This window comes from Streptomyces sp. KLMMK (assembly GCF_036961605.1).
Taxonomy (GTDB): domain Bacteria; phylum Actinomycetota; class Actinomycetes; order Streptomycetales; family Streptomycetaceae; genus Streptomyces; species Streptomyces telluris.
In genome coordinates this window covers 1-20,165 of record NZ_JBAMDC010000027.1, presented here as the reverse complement: position 1 = coordinate 20,165, position 20,165 = coordinate 1, and the positions used below count along the sequence as shown (strand labels likewise).

Annotated in this window: 17 protein-coding genes; 6 read left to right on the top strand and 11 right to left on the bottom strand. The window is 73.2% G+C overall.

Annotated features, from left to right (window positions below):
* Positions 1-22: 22 nt before the first annotated feature.
* From V7793_RS08030 to V7793_RS08000, 7 genes are all read right to left on the bottom strand, one after another.
* The gene (locus V7793_RS08030) at positions 23-1,612 is read right to left on the bottom strand and encodes an alpha/beta hydrolase (protein WP_336003680.1); all 1,590 of its coding nucleotides are present in this window, start codon (positions 1,610-1,612) and stop codon (positions 23-25) included.
* Positions 1,609-2,823, bottom strand: a complete 1,215-nt coding sequence (locus V7793_RS08025) for a serine hydrolase domain-containing protein (protein WP_443057864.1) — start codon at positions 2,821-2,823, stop codon at positions 1,609-1,611. Before V7793_RS08025 ends, V7793_RS08030 begins: the two co-directional genes overlap by 4 nt.
* 200 nt (positions 2,824-3,023) lie before the next feature.
* Complete coding sequence (locus V7793_RS08020; protein WP_336003678.1) at positions 3,024-4,532, bottom strand: carboxylesterase/lipase family protein; 1,509 nt, start codon at positions 4,530-4,532, stop codon at positions 3,024-3,026.
* 83 nt (positions 4,533-4,615) lie between these two features.
* Positions 4,616-4,840, bottom strand: coding sequence for a hypothetical protein (locus V7793_RS08015; protein ID WP_336003677.1), 225 nt, complete (start codon positions 4,838-4,840; stop codon positions 4,616-4,618).
* Between the two features lie 375 nt (positions 4,841-5,215).
* Positions 5,216-6,397 (bottom strand): gamma-glutamyl-gamma-aminobutyrate hydrolase family protein, encoded by a 1,182-nt coding sequence (locus V7793_RS08010; RefSeq protein WP_336003675.1) that lies wholly within the window; start codon positions 6,395-6,397, stop codon positions 5,216-5,218.
* Positions 6,398-6,515: 118 nt separating this feature from the next.
* On the bottom strand, positions 6,516-8,399 hold the full coding sequence (locus V7793_RS08005) for a hypothetical protein (protein WP_336003673.1): 1,884 nt from the start codon (positions 8,397-8,399) through the stop codon (positions 6,516-6,518).
* A 170-nt stretch (positions 8,400-8,569) separates the two neighbouring features.
* A complete protein-coding gene (locus tag V7793_RS08000; protein ID WP_336003672.1) occupies positions 8,570-8,875 on the bottom strand; it encodes a hypothetical protein in 306 nt (101 codons plus the stop codon).
* Between the two features lie 393 nt (positions 8,876-9,268).
* Here V7793_RS08000 and V7793_RS07995 point away from each other — a divergent pair, with 393 nt between their 5' ends.
* Positions 9,269-9,406 carry an HAD hydrolase-like protein gene (locus tag V7793_RS07995; protein ID WP_336003718.1) on the top strand — a complete coding sequence of 46 codons (138 nt, stop codon included), beginning with the start codon at positions 9,269-9,271 and terminating at the stop codon, positions 9,404-9,406.
* On the opposite strand, the gene V7793_RS07990 is transcribed toward V7793_RS07995, so the two are convergent.
* On the bottom strand, positions 9,393-11,783 hold the full coding sequence (locus V7793_RS07990; RefSeq protein ID WP_336003671.1) for an Orn/Lys/Arg decarboxylase N-terminal domain-containing protein: 2,391 nt from the start codon (positions 11,781-11,783) through the stop codon (positions 9,393-9,395). The genes V7793_RS07995 and V7793_RS07990 overlap by 14 nt on opposite strands.
* Before the next feature lie 202 nt (positions 11,784-11,985).
* Here V7793_RS07990 and V7793_RS07985 point away from each other — a divergent pair, with 202 nt between their 5' ends.
* Complete coding sequence (locus V7793_RS07985) at positions 11,986-13,251, top strand: APC family permease (protein WP_336003668.1); 1,266 nt, start codon at positions 11,986-11,988, stop codon at positions 13,249-13,251.
* A gap of 172 nt (positions 13,252-13,423) precedes the next feature.
* The gene (locus tag V7793_RS07980) at positions 13,424-13,735 is read left to right on the top strand and encodes a hypothetical protein (protein ID WP_336003666.1); all 312 of its coding nucleotides are present in this window, start codon (positions 13,424-13,426) and stop codon (positions 13,733-13,735) included.
* 147 nt (positions 13,736-13,882) lie between these two features.
* Here the strand turns inward: V7793_RS07980 and V7793_RS07975 are convergent, their stop codons facing one another.
* Positions 13,883-14,638: a TetR/AcrR family transcriptional regulator gene (locus V7793_RS07975; RefSeq protein ID WP_336003664.1), complete on the bottom strand. Its 756-nt coding sequence runs from the start codon at positions 14,636-14,638 to the stop codon at positions 13,883-13,885.
* Between the two features lie 148 nt (positions 14,639-14,786).
* Between V7793_RS07975 and V7793_RS07970 the strand changes: the two genes are divergently transcribed.
* The 3 genes from V7793_RS07970 to V7793_RS07960 all read left to right on the top strand — a co-directional run bounded on the left by V7793_RS07970 (position 14,787) and on the right by V7793_RS07960 (position 17,501).
* Positions 14,787-15,716 (top strand): zinc-binding dehydrogenase, encoded by a 930-nt coding sequence (locus V7793_RS07970; RefSeq protein ID WP_336003662.1) that lies wholly within the window; start codon positions 14,787-14,789, stop codon positions 15,714-15,716.
* A gap of 51 nt (positions 15,717-15,767) precedes the next feature.
* Complete coding sequence (locus tag V7793_RS07965; RefSeq protein WP_336003660.1) at positions 15,768-16,625, top strand: helix-turn-helix transcriptional regulator; 858 nt, start codon at positions 15,768-15,770, stop codon at positions 16,623-16,625.
* A 108-nt stretch (positions 16,626-16,733) separates the two neighbouring features.
* Positions 16,734-17,501 (top strand): SDR family NAD(P)-dependent oxidoreductase, encoded by a 768-nt coding sequence (locus V7793_RS07960; RefSeq protein ID WP_336003658.1) that lies wholly within the window; start codon positions 16,734-16,736, stop codon positions 17,499-17,501.
* On the opposite strand, the gene V7793_RS07955 is transcribed toward V7793_RS07960, so the two are convergent.
* Entirely contained in the window at positions 17,452-18,699 is a 1,248-nt protein-coding gene (locus V7793_RS07955; protein ID WP_336003657.1) for an aminotransferase-like domain-containing protein, read from the bottom strand. The two genes, V7793_RS07960 and V7793_RS07955, sit on opposite strands and share 50 nt — an antisense overlap.
* A 249-nt stretch (positions 18,700-18,948) precedes the next feature.
* A partial coding sequence (locus tag V7793_RS07950) for an erythromycin esterase family protein (protein WP_336003655.1) occupies positions 18,949-20,165 on the bottom strand: 1,217 nt, incomplete at its 5' end.

Below are 20,165 nucleotides of genomic sequence, written 5' to 3'. Positions count from 1 at the left end.
GAGCGGCGCTTCAGCTGTCCCGTCAGCTGCTCGTCCTGACGCACGTCCGGTCGTTCGACGGGAGTTCGCCCGTGGTCAGGTAGGCGTTGACCTCCCGGTCCACGCAGGCGTTGCCGTACTCGAGGTAGACCCCGTGCTGGTTGGCGCCCTTGAGGGTGATGAGCTTGGAGCCGGGCAGCATGCCGTGCAGCGCGCGCCCGCCCTCGTAGTCGGTACGCGTGTCGCCGGTGGCGGCCACGATCAGCGCCGGGGCGTCGTGCCGCACCCGAGTGGGCTCCTCGCGCGGGCGGTCCCAGAAGGCGCACGGGCCGATGTTGTTCGTGAGCGGGCCGAAGAGCGGGTGGGCGGCGCGGCTGCGCTCGATGTCACGCCAGTAGGCCCCGGGGTCGCGCGGGGCGGCGCCGTCCCCGCAGAGGATGGCCGTCTGCGCGCTTCCGTACTGCGAATTCTTGCTGGTCAGCATCTCCTGCAGGGTCTTTCTGAACTCGGGGGAGAGCGGGGCCGGTCGGTTGTCCGCCGCCTTGGCCAGCGTGGAGACCTGGTCACCGAACTCCGCTCGCGCACTGTCGGTGTCCGACGAGAGCGCGCCGAAGATCAGGGTCGGCACCTGGGTGTCGTCGAGCCGGAAGGAGCCGGCGTCCGTGCCGAGGGTCAGCCCGCGCGCGGATGCCTTGACGACGCGGTCGACTGTGGCGAGCACCTGGGCGCGGGTGCGCCCGAGGCCGTACGTCCCGTGCTTCTTCGCCGCCCAGGCTGCCCAGTCGGCGAGCGCCTGCTCGTTCTCCTTCTCGACGCCCCGCAGCAGCCGGGGGTTGTAGCGGCGCGGGTCGATCGCCCCGTCGAGGACCATCCGGTCGTAGCGGCCGGGGAACAACTGGGTGTAGACGGTGCCCAGGTAGGTGCCGTACGAGTAGCCCAGGTAGGAGATCCTGCGCTCGCCGAGCGCGCCCCTGATGACGTCCATGTCGCGGGCCGTGTTGCGCGTGCTGATGTGCGGGAGCAGGGAGGCGTTCGCGGCGCGGCACTTCGCGGCCAGGTCCTTGTGCAGGGCGACCTGCCGGTCGAAGCTCTCCCGGCCGAGGCCGGCCGAGTAGATGGAGTGGCCCACCGGCCAGTGGCAGTCGAGCGGGGTGCTGCGGCCGACGGAGCGCGGATCCATGCCGATGATGTCGTAGCGTGCCCCGACGTCCTTCATGGCCTTGCGCATCTCCGGCGGGTCGCCGAGGGCGGGTCCGCCGGGACCGCCGAAGTTGATCAGCAGGGGGCCGACCCGGTGGCGGGTGTCGGTGGCCTTGAGCCGGGATATCGCGACGGTGATCGTACGGCCCCGGGGGTCGGCGTAGTCGAGCGGTACGGTCACGTCCGCACACTGCGCGCCGGCCTTCTCCAGGTCACGGCCTGTGGTGTCGTCGGGTCCCTTGATGCAGCTGCGCCAGTCGAGACGCTGCTGGTAGTAGCGGTCGAGGCCGGCCTCGGGCGGGGCCGCGGCGGGCTGCGCCGCGGGGGCCGTGCGCGCGGAGGCGAAGGCCGCCGGGGCCGCGGTGAGGCAGGCGGTGAGGGCGAGGCCGGCGGCCGAGGCGCGGCGCGCGGCGACGGAGCGGAGGATGGTCACGGGGTCTCCTCGGAACGGTCGGTCCGGTCGGTCCGGTCGGTGCTGTCGGGGTGACCGGTGCGGTCGGCGGCACAGAACGCGGTGTTCACGACGGCAAGGAAGTCCTCTTCCGCCCGGTCGGTACCGGGCACCTGGTTGAGGGCGAGGGCCACGCTCCGGCCACCGGGGCCGACCGCGCCCAGCGCCCGGTGCCCGCCGGGCACCGTGCCGCCGTGCCCCCACCACCAGCCGCCGCACTCCAGGGGAGAGGCGATCAGGCCCAGTCCGTAGCGGGCGCCGGGCCACAGCCGGTCCGGGTCGGCGGGGACGGTGCGCTTCATCTCGCCGAGCCACCGCGCGGGCAGCAGCTCGCCGCCGGACAGCGCACCGAGGAACCGGCCGACGTCGGAGGGCGTCGAGATCAGCGCGCCGCCCGCGCCGCCGAAGGACACGTTCCACTCGGTGCCGTCGATCCGGGGCGACGGCGTGCCGTCCGGAGCGTCGGGCCCGGTGAAGTAACTGCGCGAGTGCGGGCCCCGGATGCGCGTCTCGTCGCCCGGCCAGTACGTGGTGCGCAGGCCGAGCGGCTTGAGGATCCGGCGGGTCACCTCCGCCTCCACGCCGCGTCCGGTGACCTTCTCGACGATGAGCCCGGCGATGAGGTAGTTGGTCGTCGAGTAGTGCCACTTCTTGTCCGGGCGGGGCTGCTCGAGCGCGGTCGCGATCAGCTCGCGGGGCTCGAAGTGGCGGTAGCGCCACTCCTCCACGGGCCGGTCCACGAGGGCTTCGGAGTGGTCGGGGAGTCCGCTGGTGTGCTGGAGCAACTGGCGCACGGTGATCCTGCGGCCGTCGTGGCCGTTGCCCCGGATCAGCCCCGGCAGGTAGCGCTCGACCGGGGCGTCCAGCCCGATCCGGCCCTCGGCGGCGAGCTGCACGACGACCGTGGCGGTGAAGGTCTTGCTGACGCTGCCGATCCGCAGCCGGTCCTGCGCGTTCATCGGGCGGCCGGTGCCCAGGTCGGCCACGCCACCGGCGATGTTCCACTTGCCGCATGTGCCGTCGTCCACTTCGGCGGCAGCGCCCGGTATGCCGTGGCGGCGCGTGAGGGTGTCCAGGGAGGCGGCCACCGCGCTGCGTGCGGTGTCGCATCCGGGGGAGGACGCGGGGCGGGCCACCGCCCCCGCCGCGGTGGCCGAGGGGGTGGCGAGGCCCGCCAGAGCGATCGCCGCCACGGCGAACGCTGCGGTACGAGGCCCTCGTAAGCGGCCTCGTGAGCGACTGCCTAAGTGACTTCCCGAGCGACGTTCCGGACGACTTGCTGCGGTGGCACCGCTCTCGCTCTGCCGTACACGTGTCATACAACAAAAGCTAGGGACGCACCCGCCCGGGATCACTCCGGCAGGCCCCCGTATCCCTTCGGGGGTCTGCTCCACTACCGGCTTCCGGCGGGTTGCACGAGGTCGAAGGGGGCCGGGGGACGGCCCTCCCAGATCCGGCGGGAGGCTTCTTCCGGATACGGTACGGTCCTCGATTCGGTGTCCAGGACGCGCGTCAGCCGCTGATCGGGGCGGTAGGCGGGCCATCCGGCGTCGCCGGTGGTGACGAAGCGGACCCACGCCTGCTGGAGTTCGCGCGATACCGCGACGGCCTCGGGGCCGGGCCGGTTGCCGAGAAGTCCCCTGCCGGCGGGGCTGTCCGGTGTGCCGAACGCCAAGGGGACGTCGAGGCTGTGGCAGGCGCCCAGGGCCCCTCCGAAGGCAGGGGAGGGCAGTTGCAGATCGAACACGAAGGAGGTGCCGCCGGCCGCCGCGTTCGCCTCGGCCAGCTGCAGCGAAGGCATCCGGAACAGGGCGTCGGAGTACACCGCTTCCAGCAGCTCCTCCGGGGTGGCCTGCGGGTGGGCGGCCCGGTAGGCCTCCGCGCCGTCCGGCGCCGGGGCGAACAGGTCCAGAGCGGTACGGGCATCCTCCTCGGTGAAGCTGCCCAGCCGTCCGCTCAAGACGCTGAACAGCCGGAATTCGTCGCGGGTATGGCCGACGAGGAGCTCGGCTCCGCCCGCGCGGCCGCCGGTGAGCGCGGGCCAGGGAGTTTCGGGAAGGACCTCACCGTCCACGACGGGGCATATGGCGACACCGGTCCGGGCCAGCCGTCCCCAGCGCGGGCGGTGACCGGACAGGCCGGCGCTGAGGGAGGTGAGTTCACCGGCCAGGCGCCGGGGCTCGACGCCGGCGAGTGCGGCGGCGGTGGGCGCCGTGCCGAGCCGGTCCGCGAGCGCGGCGGCGACCTGTCCGGCCAGGGCGGGGGTGCAGTAGTTGCCCGGCACCGAGTGGGCGACGGCCCGCCGGAACAGTCCGCGGGACGGCTCCATCGTGAGCAGGGCGGCGATCGACCCCGCCCCGGCGGACTGCCCGGCGACGGTGACACGGCCGGGGTCCCCGCCGAAGGAGGCGATGTTCCGCTGCACCCACTGCAAGGCGGCGATCTGGTCGAGGAATCCGCGGTTGGCCGGTGCGCCTTCGAGGAGCGCGAAGCCCTCGGCGCCGATCCGGTAGTTGATGCTCACCACGACGAGCCCCGCCCCCGTCAGCACCGCCGGGTCGTACATCGGGTCGCTCGATGCCCCCGCGATGTAGGCACCCCCGTGGATCCACACCAGCACCGGCAGCCCCGCCGCGCCCGGATCCGGGGTACTGACGTTGAGCGTCAGCCAGTCCGTGCCTTCCCCCGGATCCGTCCGCACCGGGCCGGACTGCGGTGCCGCGGGCCCGAACTCCGCCGCCGGCCTGGTCCCTTCCCAGGGCCGGGGCGGGACGGGCGCGGCGAACCGGAGCGCTCCCACCGGCGGCCGGGCGTAGGGGATGCCGCGGAACACCGCGTGTCCCTGTCGCCAACGCCCCTCCAGCATGCCGTCAGTGGTACGCACGCTCGGCTGTGCAGGCATGTCGCTTCCTTCCTCCCCGGGGGCCTCCTGGCGCTACCGGCCGAAGGCTGTTCACGGGAATCGAGTAGGGCGGGACCGGCCGGTCAGGCCACGGTGGGCTCCTGAGCTTGCAGGGCCTGCGTCACCGCCTTCCGGATTCCGCCGGTCGTCCGGGGCACCTGTGGCGCCAAGCGGCCGACCACGCGGCTCAGCCAGTCCACGTCGGCGAGCCGGTGCACCTCGCCCGCGGCGGCGGTCTGCCCCAGCAGCTCCTCCAGGATCGCGACCTCGGTGATCCCGTACCAGCGGCTGTGCCGGTCGAAGTACACCTCCGGTTCTCGTACGGGTGGCGCAGCGTCATGATCAGGTGGCCCCCGCCGTGCCCCTTGAGGCCCGGCAGGCCGCCGAGCAACCCCAGCGCTGTGAAGTTGCCTCGCGACGGATATCCGCGCCCCAGGGTCACGCGCATCCCCGGCATGATCCTGGACCACGGGATCAACTCGCCCTCCGAGGCGGGCGCGTGCCGATGGAGCCCCTCCGGGTGGAACTCCACCCAGGACCCGTCCGGTCGCCGGGAGTCTCCCACCGCCCAGCGGCCGTCGGTCAGTTCCAGGGACCCAGAGCCGTGTTGATGTCGCTCATCGGCTCATTGGATCACATGCCCCGCAAAACGGGCCTGAACGGGGCGGCCGCCGGACCCATGGTTACGGATTCGGCCGCGCGTGTGACGCGGTGAACTCGCCGTGCATGTCGCGCCGGTAGCGGTAGGACAAGGCCGCCTGAACGAAGTGCCGGAACAGGGCTTCCGAGGAGGCCACGGCCGGGTCCGGGTCGGTTCGTCCAGCGTCGGTGTACCGCCCCGGCATGTCGGGCAGGTGGGTTTCGGGGTGCCATTGGATGCCCATGACAGGGGCTCCCGAGCGGGTCTCGAAGGCCTCGACCGACGACGAGCCGTCCGCCGAGGTCCGGGCGGCGACGGCCAGGATGTCGTCGGGAAGCCGTCGCACCTCGGTGTCCTGCGCGGCCTGTGTGCTCTGCCGGAAGGATCCGGGGGCGGCTTCGGAGGCTGCCGCCCAGTGGGTGCTGGTCACCGGGGCGCCGGACAGCGCATCCGCTGCGTCCGGCCGAGCGGAGGCGAAGGCGTCCGCAAGCCGGGTGCCGGAGACGACGTCGACCGGGTGCCGCAAGCCCCACACGTTGTTCTTGTCGGTGTGAAGGGAACGCTCTGCTGCCGGCAGTGTTTCCACGGCCCCTCCGTAAGCCTCCAGCAACCGCCAGGAGCCCGCGCACACCGCGATGACCGGCATGCCGAGGTTCTTCGCTTGTTCGATCAGGGCCAGTTCGTAGGCGGCCCGGCTGCGGTGCTCCTCCCGCACGTGCTTCTTGGTCCTGGGTGCGTCGGCGGAGTTGTGCCCGGCGTCTTCGGGCGTGCCCCGCTCGCTGGCGATCTGGGTGTCATTGGCGGACGGCGCCCCGGGGATCAGAAGGGCGTCCACCCCCTGTAAGTGGGCACGGACTTGGGAGGCCCCGGCCGGACGGGGCGGGGTAACGGCCCCCGATGCCGCCGCCCCGGGCGGCAGCGTCCGGCCCTCCACCTGCACGTCACCCGCCAGGCCCGACATCGCGGACACGGCCTTCATGTCGTATCCGGTGTGCGCCGAACCGCGGCCGTCGGTCCGGTACGGCACCCCGACGACCACCTTCCCCGGTGTACGGGCCGGCGCGGCCCCGCCGCCCTGCGTGCCGGCCGCGGCCGCCGTCGCACGGTTCCCCAGCGTCTGCTGGAGCGTGGTGAGACGGGCGGCCAGGGCCGGTTCCGGTGGCCATTGCGCGGCGGGGGAGGGTTCGGCCGGCTGTGCCTCTTCCGTGCGCTGGGTGCGGTGCACGTGCGTCTCCTCTCCCGCCGGGGCCACCGGACGCGGTGCCCGAGCCTGCCATGCTCGCCCGGAGCCGCGCCGCCCGTCTACAGGCCCTATCCGGCCTGCGAACCCGGCCGGGCGGCCGTCAGGGCCACGGGTGGCCGAGCGCCTCGGCGGACTCGCGGCTGCCGCCCCTGACGTGCGCGTAGCCCTTCGGATCCGCCGTCGAGAGGCGGTGCAGCGCCGCGGCGGCCTGCTGCTCCGCCGGTGTGCCGTCGTCCTGGAGTTCCCAGACGAACTGCAGGTAGTGCCCGTCCTCGTCCTGGCGCCCGGCGGCGATCCCCGGCCGGAACGTGAACGACACGGCGATCGTGTCGGGCTCGCCGAAGTCGGTGCCGGCCCAGTCCAGGCGGGCGTCCCACCTGGCGAGGACGTCCGGCCGGTCACGGAGCCCCGTGGCGATGAGCCGCGCGGCGTTCCGGGCGGGCCAGGCCCAGGAGCGGTCGGTCTCCGCACGTGCGATCTCGGCGTCGTAGGCGGCCGCGTCGAAGCGGTACTCGGGGAGTTCGGGTGCGGGCCGCCCGGAGGGCAGGGTGCGCGGGCGGCGCCAGTCGCGCCACACCACCTGGTCCCCGTCGCGGCAGATGGTGACGTGGAGCGCGCCGCAGCAGCCCTCGGTGCAGTACGCCTCGGCGAGCTGCACTTCGCGGGGCTCGGCCGTGGCCCGCAGGCGGCCGGTGTCGAGCAGGTACTCGGGGGAGTGGGCGGGGCCACGGTCGAAGACCTCGGGCACCAGGGGACGGCCGTCGATCAGAACCCGCGTCTCGACGCACTCCGGTACCGCCGGGTCGCGTACGACGACCTCGATACGGAGCCGGCCCGGAGCCGCCGGGCGGGTGAAGGGCTGCCGTGCGGCGCGGCGTATCCACTGGATCCGGCGGCGTTCGGCAGGGCTGGTGAGGCCGGGGTCGGTGAGGCCGGGGCCGGCGCCGGGTACGGCGGCCCACGCGGGAGCCGTCAGTACGGACTCCAGACTCTCCAGGAGCGCTTCGCGCTGTCCGGGGCGCCAGCCGAGGAGAACGGACGGCCCGCTGTGCAGGTCGAGGGCGACGGAGAGCAGGATCGCGTAGTGGTCGAGGCCGGGAGGCAACCGGGAGGCGCGGGTGACGAAGGCCTCGTACGCGGCCGCGGCCCGGTCGTAGGCGAGGATCTCGTGCCGGTAGTCGTTCGCCCGCGCCATCCTGACCAGGAGGCGTCCTGCCTGGGCCAGAGTGGGGGCGTCCACGGGATCGTTGCTGATGATGTCGTCGAGCACGACGGCCTCCGCGATTCTGCGGGCGGTTTCGGACCCCACGGCACGGGGGTCGAGGGGGACGGCGAGCAGCCCGTCGCGGGCCGCCTGGTCGTCGCGGGCGAGCAGGGCGTCGACCAGGCGGCGCAGCTCCCGGCCCTCGGTGCAGCGGCTCAGCCACACGAGGGCGCCGGTCGGGCAGTCGATGGCGGTGAGGGCCGCGATGACGGGGCGGGCGAAGCTCCGGAACAGGCCGAGGACCTTGAGGCAGGCAACGTCCTCCGGCTCACCGAGGCGTGCCAGGAGGTCGATTCCGACGCTCACGGCCGGTGCGCTCGTGCCCGTACGGACCAGGCGGCGGCCGAGGGCGCGGGCTGCCGCTGCGTCTTCGAGGGGAAGCCCGGCGAGGGCGTTGCGGACATCGGCGACTTGTGCGCCCAGGTCGTGGAGGCGACGGTGCACTTCGTCGGCGGCCCGGAGCGTGTCGGGGTCGCTCAGCAGCGGGGCGACGGCACCCGTGGCGGCGGCTCGGGCTCCGGCCCGGTCGAGGTTGCCGCGCTGCTGGGTCGCAGCCGGTGCTGCTGAGGGCGAAGCAGGGGCCGGACCCGGATCAGGGGCCGGCAGGCGGTAGCCGCGCCGGGGAGGGCGGCCGTCGGGCTCTGCGTCCCGCAGGCGCAGGGCGTAGGCGTACAGGGAGGTCCGAGGGGTGAGCGCGGCGCGCTCTTCCTGCGGGCTCACCAGGCGGGGTGGGACTCGATTCCGTAGGTCATGCGGAGGATCCTGCCAGGCCCGCAGCGCCTCCCGCCAGGGATTTTCCCGGGACGGGCGACGACCTCGTGCGCTGCGGCGGACATCGCCGAGCCGCCCGTCACGTGCAGGCCGACCGGCCGCGGGATGCCGGTCACCGTCTACGCCCCGGCCTGGGCGTCCGCCTCCCCGGGCCTCTCGGCGTCGTCCACCTCGCCCCACACGACGTTGGCGGTGCGCACGGTCTGCCAGCAGGGGGAGCAGAGATCCAGCCAACGCGGCCCGTGCGCGTCGGAGTTGACGACGACCGCGCACCGGGCGGGCTGCCCGCAGCCGAGGCACAGGTGCCGTCCCTCGCGCGCGCGGAGGCGCAGGTCCGACTCGTCCGCGTCGGCGGGGGCGCTCGCGAGCAGTGTGGGCTCGGCGGCGATGAGGTGGAGCAGCCCTGTGGCGGTCGCGGCGTTCACCCGGCGACCGTACGGCACACACGCCTCACGACGCCATCCTTCACCTTCCTGGTCTACGCGGTGATCACGGCCGCCTCGGCGGTGGGGCTGGGGAAGTGGATGCAGGAGGCGAAGTCCGCGCCTGCGCCCGCAGCCGCTCCCGTATCCAGGCCCCTGTTGCCCCTATTGCCTCTGTTCCCACCGTTCCTACGCGTTCCGGCCATCCGCTGGACACGGAGAGGTGATGTCCCCCATGCGTCCGACCTCGCACAGGACTGGTTCGACGCCCGCACGCGGCCGTCCTGGCCGTGGTGGAGGCGATGAAGCACCGCCTCCCCATGGCGGTGGCCTCGGGCGGGGCCCGCCGCCTTCGTCACGCGCGACGACGTCGAACGCGGCAAGCCCGCCCCGGACATCTTCCTGGCCGCGGCCGAGGCGCTCGGGGCGCACCCCTCGCGCTGCCTGGTCCACGAGGACAGCGACGAGGGCATCGTCGCGGCGCACGCGGCGGGCGTGCCGGTGATCGACGTGAGGCCGTTCACGCGTCGCTGACCCGCACGGACGGAGCCGCCGTCTGCCCGGCCTGCTGGGCCGGGATGCGGCGCACGCATTCGATGAGGTAGTCGCCGCTGTCCGGGTCGAGCGTGACGCCGTGGGCCTCGCTGTGGAAGCCGGGGAAGCGCCGGTCGAAGGATTCCAGGGCCTTGAGGTAGCGCAGCAGCGGCCCGTCCTGCGCGCCGGTGCTCTCGCCGGGCATGAGGACGGGGATGCCGGGCGGGGTGACGGTCACCATGGCGGCGGCCACCCGGTCCGCCGCCTCGGCCAGCCGCACCCGCTCGGTGCCGCCGCGGATGAGGCGCTGGTAGCAGTGCTGGGGCGGGGTGACGGGCTCGGGCAGGTCCTGGAAGGCGGTGTCGAGCAGTTCGACCAGGTCCGTCTCGCGCAGGTGGTCGTGCATCTCCTGGCACAGGCCGCGCAGGGTCCCTCCGGTGTAGCGCTGCGGGTGCGCCTCCACCAGCTCCGGCAGGACGCGCTCCAGCGGCGCGTCCTCGTCGTAGAGCGTCTTGAAGTCCATCAGGGCGTCCATGAGCGTGCCCCACTTGCCCTTGGTGATCCCCATGGAGAACAGGATGAGCGTGGTGTAGCTGTCGGTCTTCTCCACCACGATGCTCCTGGTGGCCAGGTAGGCGGTGAGGACGCGGGCCGGGATGCCCCAGTCGGACATCCGACCCGAGGCGTCGATGCCCGGGCAGGTGAGGGTGACCTTGACGGGGTCGAGGAGGCAGTAGCCCTCGGTCAGGCCGGGGAAGCCGTGCCAGTCGGCGCCGGGTTCCAGCTGCCAGCAGGAAGGCTCGCTGCGCAGCAGTCCGGCGGGGGCGTCGGCGAAGGGCACCTGCTCGCCGGTGGCGGGGTCGGTGACCGTCTCGGGCTGCCAGACGCCGAAGAACCAGCCGGGCCGGTCGCCTGCGGCCGCGATGCGCCGGCCGATGCGGACGACCGTCTGGCGGAAGCGGACGGCCTCGGCCACCGCCTCGTCGATCAGCCAGCGGCCCTGCGGCCCGTCCATCATCGCGGCGGCCACGTCCAGGGAGGCGATCATCGGGTACAGCGGCGAGGTGGTGCCGTGCATCATGAACGCCTCGTTGAAGCGCTCGTGCTCCACCGGCGCCCGCGGTGCGGGCTTGACGTGCACCATCGCGGACTGCGACAGCGCGGCCAGGAGCTTGTGCGTGGACTGGGTGGAGAAGACGGTGGGCCGCTCGGGCTCGGGGAAGGTGTCGGGGCCCACCGCCATGCCGTAGCGCCCCGCGTAGAGGGGATGGAACCGGGCGTAGGCGAACCAGGCCTCGTCGAAGTGGAGCCGGGGCGTGCTCGGTGCGAGGGCGCGGGCGACCTGGAGCGTGTCGTAACACAGGCCGTCGTACGTGGAGTTGGTGAGCACCGCGTACTGGGCGTCGGGGGAGACCGCCCCCGGGGTCAGCGGGTTGCGGGCGATCCGGGAGGCGACCGACTGCGCCCGGACCTCGGCGGGCGGCAGCGGGCCCGCCAGCCCGTACCCGTTGCGCGTGGGCACCAGATAGACCGGCCGCGCGCCCGACAGGACCAGGCCGTGCAGGACCGACTTGTGGCAGTTGCGGTCCACCAGCGCGATCTCGTCGCGCGTGACGCTGAAGTGCCCGACCATGCGGTCGCACGTCGAGTCGCCGTGCAGGACGAAGTAGGTGCGGTCGGCGCCGAAGATACGGGCGGCGTTGCGCTCCGCCGCGCCGACCGGGCCGGTGTGCTCGAAGAGCGAACCGAGCTCCTCGACCGAGATCGACAGGTCGCTGCGCAGCAGCCGTTCCCCGAAGTGGTCGTAGAAGGCCCGGCCGACGGGGGACTTGAGGAAGGCGACGCCGCCGGAGTGGGCCGGGGTGTGCCAGGAGTACTCGTGCGTGTCGTCGAACGCGCGCAGCGCCTTGAAGAACGGCGGCAGCAGGTCCTCCTGGTAGCCGCGGGCGGCCCGTGCGATCCGTCCGGCGATGAAGGACGCGGTGTCCTCCAGCGGCCAGATGTAGCCGACGACGGTCTCCGCCACCCACAGGGGCAGGTGGTCGAGGTCCTCGCCGGCCGTGATCAGGAAGACCGGCAGGTCCTGGAAGCGGCGGCCCACTTGGCGCAGCACACCGGCGCCACCGGGCTCGTCGCCTTCCTTGTTGAGCTCCTTGCCGTCCTCCCCGCCGGCTCCGGGAAGCCCCCAGTCGACGACGGCGGCGGCCAGTCCGGCCTCGGTGCGCAGCACCGCCCGGGCGCCGTCGCTCGTGGAGGCCCGGCGCACCTCGTAACCGGCCGCCTCCAACTCCTTCTGGATCCTGCGGAGTTGCTCGGCTCCGGTGCCCCCGTCCCCGGAGTTCTCCCGTACTGCGAACAGAACCGTCCCGTCTGCCATGGCGCCCCCTGATGCTCTGCTGCGATGTCTGCTGCGGTGTGCGAGAGGCAATCGCATGAATACGGGCAGCGGCGCCGCGACCGGGCCGAAACCACCCCGACGAGGGAAAGGGCGACAGCCCCGGCCGGATGTCCCGCTCCGGTAGCGTGCGCTGGTACCCATGGCACGTGGGGCCCGCCGGGGCTCCGGGGAAGGGCGAACGATGAATGCGGCTCCGGATCCGGCCCAGGCAGGCGGTTTGAAGCGGCGGCTGGGCGTCTTCGACGCGGTGGTCATCGGCCTGGGGTCCATGCTCGGGGCGGGGATCTTCGCCGCGCCCGGGCCGGCCGCCGGCGCCGCCGGATCGGCTCTGCTGCCCGCCCTGGCCCTGGCCGCGCTGGTGGCCTACTGCAACGCCACCTCCTCGGCCCGGCTGGCCGCCCGCTACCCGGCCTCGGGCGGGACCTACGTCTACGGCCGCGAGCGCCTCGGCGACTTCTGGGGCTACCTGGCCGGCTGGGGCTTCGTCGTGGGCAAGACCGCCTCCTGCGCGGCCATGGCCCTGACCGTAGGGACATACGCCTGGCCGGGCCGGGCCCACGCGGTCGCGGTGGCGGCCGTGGTGGTGCTGACGGCGGTGAATTACGCCGGAGTGCAGAAGTCCGCCCGGGTGACCCGGGCGATCGTCGCCGTCGTCCTGGCGGTCCTGGCGGCGGTGGTCGCCGTGTGCCTGACCGGCGGAACGGCAGAAGCCGGCCGTCTGCACCTCGGCGCGGACGCCGGCGCGGGCGGGGTGCTCCAGGCGGCCGGGCTGCTGTTCTTCGCGTTCGCCGGGTACGCCCGCATCGCGACCCTCGGCGAGGAGGTCCGCGACCCCGCCCGCACCATCCCCCGTGCGATCCCGCTCGCCCTGGGCATCACCCTCGTGGTGTACGCGGCCGTCACCGCCGCGACGCTGTCCGTCCTCGGCCCCGGCGGGCTCGCCGAGGCCACCGCACCACTGGCGGAGGCCGCGCGCCTGTCCGGCGCCCCCGCCCTCGTGCCCGCCGTGCGCGCCGGTGCGGCCGTCGCCGCCCTCGGCTCCCTGCTCGCCCTGATCCTGGGCGTCTCCCGTACCACCCTCGCCATGGCCCGCGACCGCCACCTGCCCCACGCCCTGGCCGCCGTCCACCCCCGCTTCGCAGTCCCGCACCGCGCCGAACTCGCCGTCGGGGCGGTCGTCGCGGTGCTCGCCGCGACGGTGGACGTACGGGACGCGATCGGCTTCTCCTCCTTCGCCGTCCTGGCGTACTACGCCGTCGCCAACGCCGCCGCGTGGACCCTCACCCCGGAGGAGGGGCGCCCGCCGAGGCCGGTCCCGGTCATCGGGCTGACCGGCTGCGCGGCCCTGGCGTTCGCCCTGCCCGTGACGTCGGTCGCGGCCGGAGCCGCGGTCCTGGCGGCGGGGGCGGCCGCCTACGGCCTCCGCAAGCTCGTCTCCCGCGCCTGACGGCAGGCGGTGGCCCGTCGCTCGACCCGAACGGGTTTGCGGATGGCGGAGTCGGTGAACTCCCCGCAATGCTCGGGCCGTTGGTGCCAGACTTCCGGTCGCAGGCCCGGATGACGAGTCCCGGCCGGGCGGAGAACGGGGGATCACTGTGAAACGTCGCGTCAGAACACGCTTGGCGGCACGGAAGGACGTGCTCCTGGCCCGCTTCGTGAAACTTCCGGTCGTATGGAAGGTCGTGGTCATCGCCGGGCTCGCCGTGTGCGGATACTTCTCCGCGAAGTTCATCCTCGCCGTGGTCCTCGGCCTTCTCCTGACCGTTTTCGCCATCGCTGCGATCCTGTTCATGCCCTTCCTGCTCATCGGGGGCCTCGCGGGCGGCGGCAGAAGCGGCCGCAGGAAGTCGGCGCGGCACAGCTATGAGAAGTGGTGCGAGGAGAACGACGGGCGCGGCCGCTACCACTCGGACAGCGGCGTGCCGTTCTGACCGGCGGGCGCCCGTGCCTTCACGAGGCCCGGCGCCTTCACGAGGCCCGGCGACTTCTCGCCCAGGCAGTCGACGACCCGGGTTGCCCGGCCCCGGGGGCCGACGGCGTGGACGGTGTGTCAGCCGTCCGGCTCGGTCGCGGTGCGGTCAGTGCGTGGAAGTCGCCGGTGTCGCTTTGAGCGTGAGGGCTCCCGGAATGGCGGCGAAGGCGGTGCCGAGCTCGGCGGCGAGGGCGTTTCGTCCCGGGCCGCCCGGGAGGGACACCCACGTATCCATCGCGTAGTGACAGGCGGCGACGAGGAAGTCGAGGGCCAGGCGCAGGCGCAGGTCGTCGCGGGGGTCTTCGACGCGGAGCCGGCGCCGGAGGGTCTCGGCCGCGCTGCGGGCGGTGCGGTCGCAGAAGTGCAGGCCGTGGGCGTCCATGGACGGCGTCTCGGCGGCCAGGCGGCGGCTGAGGCGGACGCGTCGCGTCCATCCCTCGTCGGTCATCCGCTCCAGCGCTGCGAACACCGATGCCTGCAGCATCTCCAGGACCGTTTCGCCGCCCGGTTCACCCGGTTCCCGCGGTGCGCCTGGTTCGCGGGTCTCCAGGTCGTCGAGGAACGCCGCCCACAGATCCTGGGTCGGCGCCATCGCCACGTCTTCCTTGCTGGCGAAGTTGCGGAAGAACGTGCGCTTGGAGACCTCGACCGCGTCGCACAGCTCGTCCAGCGTCGCCCCGTCGAAGCCCCGTTCCGTGAACAGCTCCAGGGCGGTGTCGATCAGCGCCTGGCGGGTGCGCAGCTTCTTGCGCTCGCGCAGCGGGAGGCGCTCTGCGGGCGCAGACGCGGCCGCGGGTGCGCCCGCAGGTGCGTCGGGAGCGCCGGATGCGTCAGGTGTGCCAGGTGCGCCGGTGGTTGCCATCACGGCCAGTGTAGCGAGGGCGCTAATGCCACCTGTAGGTTAATGCCACTGAGTGGCACAATCGCATCGGTGCAGTCGATCCCAAAGCCGATCCCGAAGCCGATCCCAAGCCCGACCCCGAAGCCGAACCCGAAAGGCCTGACCCTCCATGCGCGCACTCCTCGTCGATCCCGCCGCCCCCGGCCGCCTGCGCCTGGGCGAGGCACCGGACCCCGAACCCGCCCCGCACCAGGCGCTCGTCCGCGTCGCCGCGACCTCGCTCAACTTCGGCGAGGTCCAGCACGCCCTGGCGGAGGCGCCCGCCGGAGCCGTACTCGGCTGGGACGCCGCCGGTGTCGTCGAACGCGCCGCGGCCGACGGCTCCGGCCCCGCCGCCGGCACTCCCGTGGTCACGCTCGCCCCCGACGGCGCCTGGGCGGAACTGCGCGCGGTCGACACCGATCTCATCGGCACCGTCCCCGCCGGCACCGACCTCGGCGCCGTCAGCACCGTCCCCGTCGCCGGCGCCAGCGCTCTGCGCGCCCTGCAGCGACTCGGCCCGATCCTCGGCAAGCGCGTCCTGGTCACCGGCGCCACCGGGGGAGTCGGCCGGTACGCGGTCCAGCTCGCCCGCCGCGGCGGAGCGCACGTCATCGCCTCCACCGGCGACCCCCGCACGCACGGCGACAGCCTGCGCGCCCTCGGCGCACACGAGATCGTGACCGGCCCCGAAGCCCTCGCCGAACCCGTCCACGGAGTCATCGACATGGTCGGCGGACGCCACCTGGTCGAGGGCTACGCCCGCCTCGCCGAACACGGCACCCTCGTCTCGGTGGGCCGCGCCGCACAAGCCCCCGACACCTTCCCGCCCAGCGCCTTCTCCGGCGCCCCCACCGGGCACGACCGTTCGCTGACCAGCTTCTTCCTGCTGCGCTGCACCGGACTCGGCCCCGACCTGACCCTCCTGGCCGGCCTCGTCGCCTCCGGAGAACTCGAACCCCGGATCGCCTGGCGCGGCCCGTGGGACGCGGCCGCCGACGCCGTCGGCCTGCTCCTCGAACGCCGCCTGCACGGCAAGGCGGTCATAGACCTCGCCTGACCCCTCCGCCCGGGCCGGGGCCCGGCCGGTGACGGTGCCTAAGATCGCCGGATGGACATCTCCCGGCTCCCCGCAGAGGCGCGTCGGCGGCGCAGCGCCGAGATACGTGAATTCCTGCGCTCGCGCCGGTCCCGCCTGACTCCCGAGGACGTGGGAATGCCGTCCGGCGGCGGGCGCCGCACCCCCGGCCTGCGCCGCGAGGAAGTCGCGGTGCTCGCCGGGGTCGGGGTGTCCTGGTACACGTGGCTGGAACAGGGCCGCGAGATCAACGTGTCGGCCGACGTGCTGGACGCCGTCGCGCGCGTGCTGCGCTTCGACGCCGCCGAGCGGGAACACCTGTACCTGCTCGCCGGCCTCAACCCGCCCCAGGCGCCCGCGTCCGACCGGGAGGTTCCCTCCGGGCTCCGGCGCGTGATCGACGGCTGGCTGCCCAGGCCCGCCTACGTCATCGACCGGCACTGGAACCTGGTCGTGATCAACCGCGCCGCCCGCGTGGTGTTCGGCTACGACGAGGGCGTCCACAACTGTCTGGTGAACTTCTTCACCAACGCGCGCCACCGCACGGTGCTGCACCGCTGGGAGGACGCGGCGCGGGCGATCGTCGGCCAGTTCCGGGCGGACGCCGCCCGCTACCCGGACGATCCCGAGTTCGGCCGGCTCGCCGCCGGCATGTGCGCCGCGAGCCCCGCGTTCGCCGCCATCTGGGCGGAGCACCCCGTCGGCAGCGCCGCCCACGGCATCAAGGTGCTCGTCCTCCCGGAGACGGGGCAGCTGACCTTCGAATACACCACGCTGCCGCTGTCCGACCTGCCCGGTCACCGGCTGCTGCTGTACACGCCCGCACCGGACACGGACACCGGCTCACGGCTGGAGGCCCTGCTGTCCACGCCGGAGGCGCTCGCAGGCTGATCTCCCGGCATCACCGCGCTCCGCCTGACGCGGCCTCAGGGTGGTGGTGCCGGACCCAGGCTCAGCCGACCCTTCCGGCCCGGACCGTCCCGCTCGAAGATCGTCGGCATGAAGCGATTCACGAACAGGACGGTCCTGATCACGGGCGGCACCAGCGGCATGGGCTTCGCCACCGCACAGCGGCTCCTCGACGAGGGCGCGTACGTCGTCATCACCGGGCGCGACCAGGCGCGCCTCGACGCCGCCGTCGCCCGGCTCGGCGCCGTGCCGGAGCGCATCCTCGCCGTCCGCGCGGACGTGGCCTCGCAGGCCGACCTCGACCACCTCATGCGCCGGACGGAGACCTGGCGCGGCCATCTCGACGCGGTCTTCGCCAACGCGGGCGTCGGGGTGTTCAAGCCGAGCGCCGAGATCACCGAGGCCGACTTCGACCACGTCGTCGACGTCAATTTCAAGGGCGTCTTCTTCACCGTCCACAAGGCGCTGCCGCTGCTGCGGGACGGCGGTGCCGTCGTCGTCAACGCCTCCTGGACCCTGCACCGCGGACTGTCCGTGGCGTCCGTCTACTCCGCCAGCAAGGCCGCCGTCCACAACCTGGCCCGTACCCTGGGCGCGGATCTCGCCCCGCGCGGCATCCGGGTCAACTCCGTGAGCCCCGGCTACATCGACACCGAGATGTACCGGGAGGCGACCCCCACACCCGATGCCGAGGCGCGCAGCGTCGCGGAGGTCCCCCTGGGTTCCCTCGGCCACCCCGGCGACGTCGCGGCGGCCGTGGCGTTCCTCGCTTCGGACGACGCCGCGTACATCACCGGCCAGGACCTCGTCATCGACGGCGGACTCGTCGGTTCCGTGCCAGCGGCGATCCAGGGGTGACGCGTGGGACACGAGACGTTCCCGTGTCCCGGAGGGCGATCTCGTCGGCGATGACGTCGCCCAGCCGCCGGACCCCTTCGCGGATGCGCTCCGGCGGCGGGTAGCAGAACGAAAGGCGCATGTTCGCCCGGCCGCTGCCGTCGGCGAAGAAGCCGGCACCGGGTACGTAGGCGACGCGGGCGCCGGTCGCCCGCGGCAGCATGGCCTTCGCGTCCAGCCCGTCGGGCAGCGTGGCCCAGACGAAGAAGCCTCCGGCCGGGGCTGTCCAGGTCACACCCGGGGGCATGTACGCGGTGAGGGCGCCGAGCATCGCGTCGCGGCGTTCGCGGTACATCTCCCGGAAGACCTTGATCTGGTCCGGCCAGGGCTCGGTGCGCAGGTAGCGGTCGACGGCGAGCTGCGTGAAGGGGGACTGGGACAGGACCGCGGACTCGGCCGCCAGGACCAGCTTGTCCCGGACGGCGGCGGGCGCGAGGGCCCAGCCGACGCGCAGCCCCGCGGCGAAGGTCTTGGAGAACGAACCGAGGTAGACCACGTCGTGGCGGCGAGCCGCGTCGGCACGCAGGGCGCGCACCGGCTCGCCGTCGTAGCGCAGCAGCCCGTACGGGTTGTCCTCCAGGATCAGCACCCCGGCGCGGCGGCAGACTTCGAGGACCTGGTGCCGCCGCGCGGCCGAGAGGGTCACTCCGGCGGGATTCTGGAACGTCGGCACCGTGTAGAAGAGCTTGGGGGCGCGCCCCTGGGCGTGCAGACGGGCGAACGTGTCGGCCAGGGCCTCGGGGACGACTCCGTCGCCGTCCATCGGGACGTGGGCGATACGGGCCTGGTACGCGGCGAAGGTGTTGATCGCCGTCACGTAGGTGGGAGCCTCGGTGACCACGGTGTCGCCCGGGTCGAGGAAGATCTTGGCGACCAGGTCCAGGGCCTGCTGCGAGCCGCTGGTGACGACCACGTCGTCCGGTGCGGCGGTGATGCCTTCGAGGGCCATGACGTCGCAGATGCTCTCGCGTAACGACCCGACGCCTTGCGCGGAGCCGTACTGGAGGGCGACCGTCCCCTGCTGCAGAACGAGGTCGGCCATCACCGCGCTGACGGTCTCCAGGGGCAGCGCCGCGACGTTCGGCATCCCGCCGGCCAGGGAGACCACCTCCGGGCGGGCCGCCACGGCGAACAGGGCCCGCACCTCGGAGGCAATCATTCCGTCCGTGCGGGCGGCGTAGCGGCTCCGCCAGGGGTCGAGCGCGGGACGTTTCTCCGGCGAGCCAGGTGAATCAGGTGAATCGGGTGAATCTGATGGTTCATCGGACTGCGACTGCATCGGCCGTCTCCCTCACCGCACCGTGACCTCGGAATGGACCCGAGGGTAGTGAGGCGGGCGGGTGACATCTTCCTTCCGTCACCCGCCCGGGTGACGGAAGGAAGAAGGCGAAACCGTGGCGGCTGGTGGCTACTTCGGCTGCTGCGGCACCGCCACGGACGCCTGTACGTGGTGCAGGTGCACCACGACGTCGAAGGCGCGTCCGAGAGCGAGCGGCGGCGTCGGGTCGTTGGGGTACCGCCCGGGGACGACGAACGTGGGGCGCTCGGTGTTCAGCCAGCTCTTGACGGCCGGGTTGCGGCCGGCCGCGCGCAGGTCGACGTAGAAGTCGCGGTGGCGCACCTGGCCGAGGGTGTACTCGTTGCTGCCGGGCGCGGCCGGTCCGACGCTGTAGGTTCCCGGCTCGCCCGTCGCCGTCTTGGCGCGGTAGTCGCCGCCGTAGAAGGAGGTGCCGACGGCGAGGTAGTCGCGGCCCGCGAGCTCGCGCAGGTCCGCACCCATCGTGACCGGGTAGTACTCGGGCACCGCGGACTCGTAGGAGACGTGCCCGTTGTGGGCCGAGACCACGATCCGCTCGCCGGTCTGCCGCTGCCACCACACGGCGGTCTCCGCCATGGTCCGGTCGCGGTGGCGGCTGGCGGCCTTCGCCTGGGCCGGGTCGCTCCAGTCCACGGTGTACTCCGTGGCCATGTGCGAGATGATCCGGGCCTCCTGCAGCACCCAGGGGTCCTGCTTCCCGGCCTTGGACAGCAGCTGGTAGGCGGCCTCCGCGTCCTTGGCGATCGCCTTCCGCTCCGCGAGCGGCAGGGCGTTGTACGCGGCCATGCGCGCGGCCACGCCGGTGGGCAGGGCGCGCAGTGCGGCGTAGTGACGGCGGAGTCCGGGCGCGAGGGCGGGCTCGTTGCCCTCCGCCCAGGTGAGGATGCGCTCGTACTGTTCCGGGTCGGCGTCGGAGAAGTCCATGCCCACGACCCGGATCTTGTGCGAGCCGGAGCGGTTGTACTCCCGCATCCAGTCGAAGAGCTGGGCGAGTTCCTCCGTGTTGAGCAGGGAGTACCCGTCCTGGAACTCCTCCCGCATGATCTGCCGGACGTCGCCCTTGCCGGTGAGGAGGTACGTGTTCAGCCGCGTGGCCGCCGACCAGCTGATCTCCATGGCGTAGGCGGAGAAGCCCTCGCGCCGGACCAGCTGCCTGAACAGCCGGTCCTTCACCGTGAACACCTCCTTCGAGCCGTGCGAGGCCTCGCCGAGGCCGACGATGGACGCACCGCGGGTCATCGAGGCGAACGCGGCCAGGTCGCCCGCCGGCCCGCCGGGCTCGGCGGTGCGCAGCGGGTGGGCGTACC

Excerpts from the sequence above, each read along its gene's own strand:
- V7793_RS07960 (WP_336003658.1), top strand. The coding sequence starts at position 16,734 with ATGAAGCGATTCACGAACAGGACGGTCCTGATCACGGGCGGCACCAGC.
- V7793_RS07985 (WP_336003668.1), top strand. The coding sequence starts at position 11,986 with ATGAATGCGGCTCCGGATCCGGCCCAGGCAGGCGGTTTGAAGCGGCGG.
- V7793_RS07965 (WP_336003660.1), top strand. The coding sequence starts at position 15,768 with ATGGACATCTCCCGGCTCCCCGCAGAGGCGCGTCGGCGGCGCAGCGCC.
- V7793_RS08020 (WP_336003678.1), bottom strand. The coding sequence starts at position 4,532 with ATGCCTGCACAGCCGAGCGTGCGTACCACTGACGGCATGCTGGAGGGG.
- V7793_RS07990 (WP_336003671.1), bottom strand. The coding sequence starts at position 11,783 with ATGGCAGACGGGACGGTTCTGTTCGCAGTACGGGAGAACTCCGGGGAC.
- V7793_RS07970 (WP_336003662.1), top strand. The coding sequence starts at position 14,787 with ATGCGCGCACTCCTCGTCGATCCCGCCGCCCCCGGCCGCCTGCGCCTG.
- V7793_RS07955 (WP_336003657.1), bottom strand. The coding sequence starts at position 18,699 with ATGATTGCCTCCGAGGTGCGGGCCCTGTTCGCCGTGGCGGCCCGCCCG.
- V7793_RS07975 (WP_336003664.1), bottom strand. The coding sequence starts at position 14,638 with ATGGCAACCACCGGCGCACCTGGCACACCTGACGCATCCGGCGCTCCC.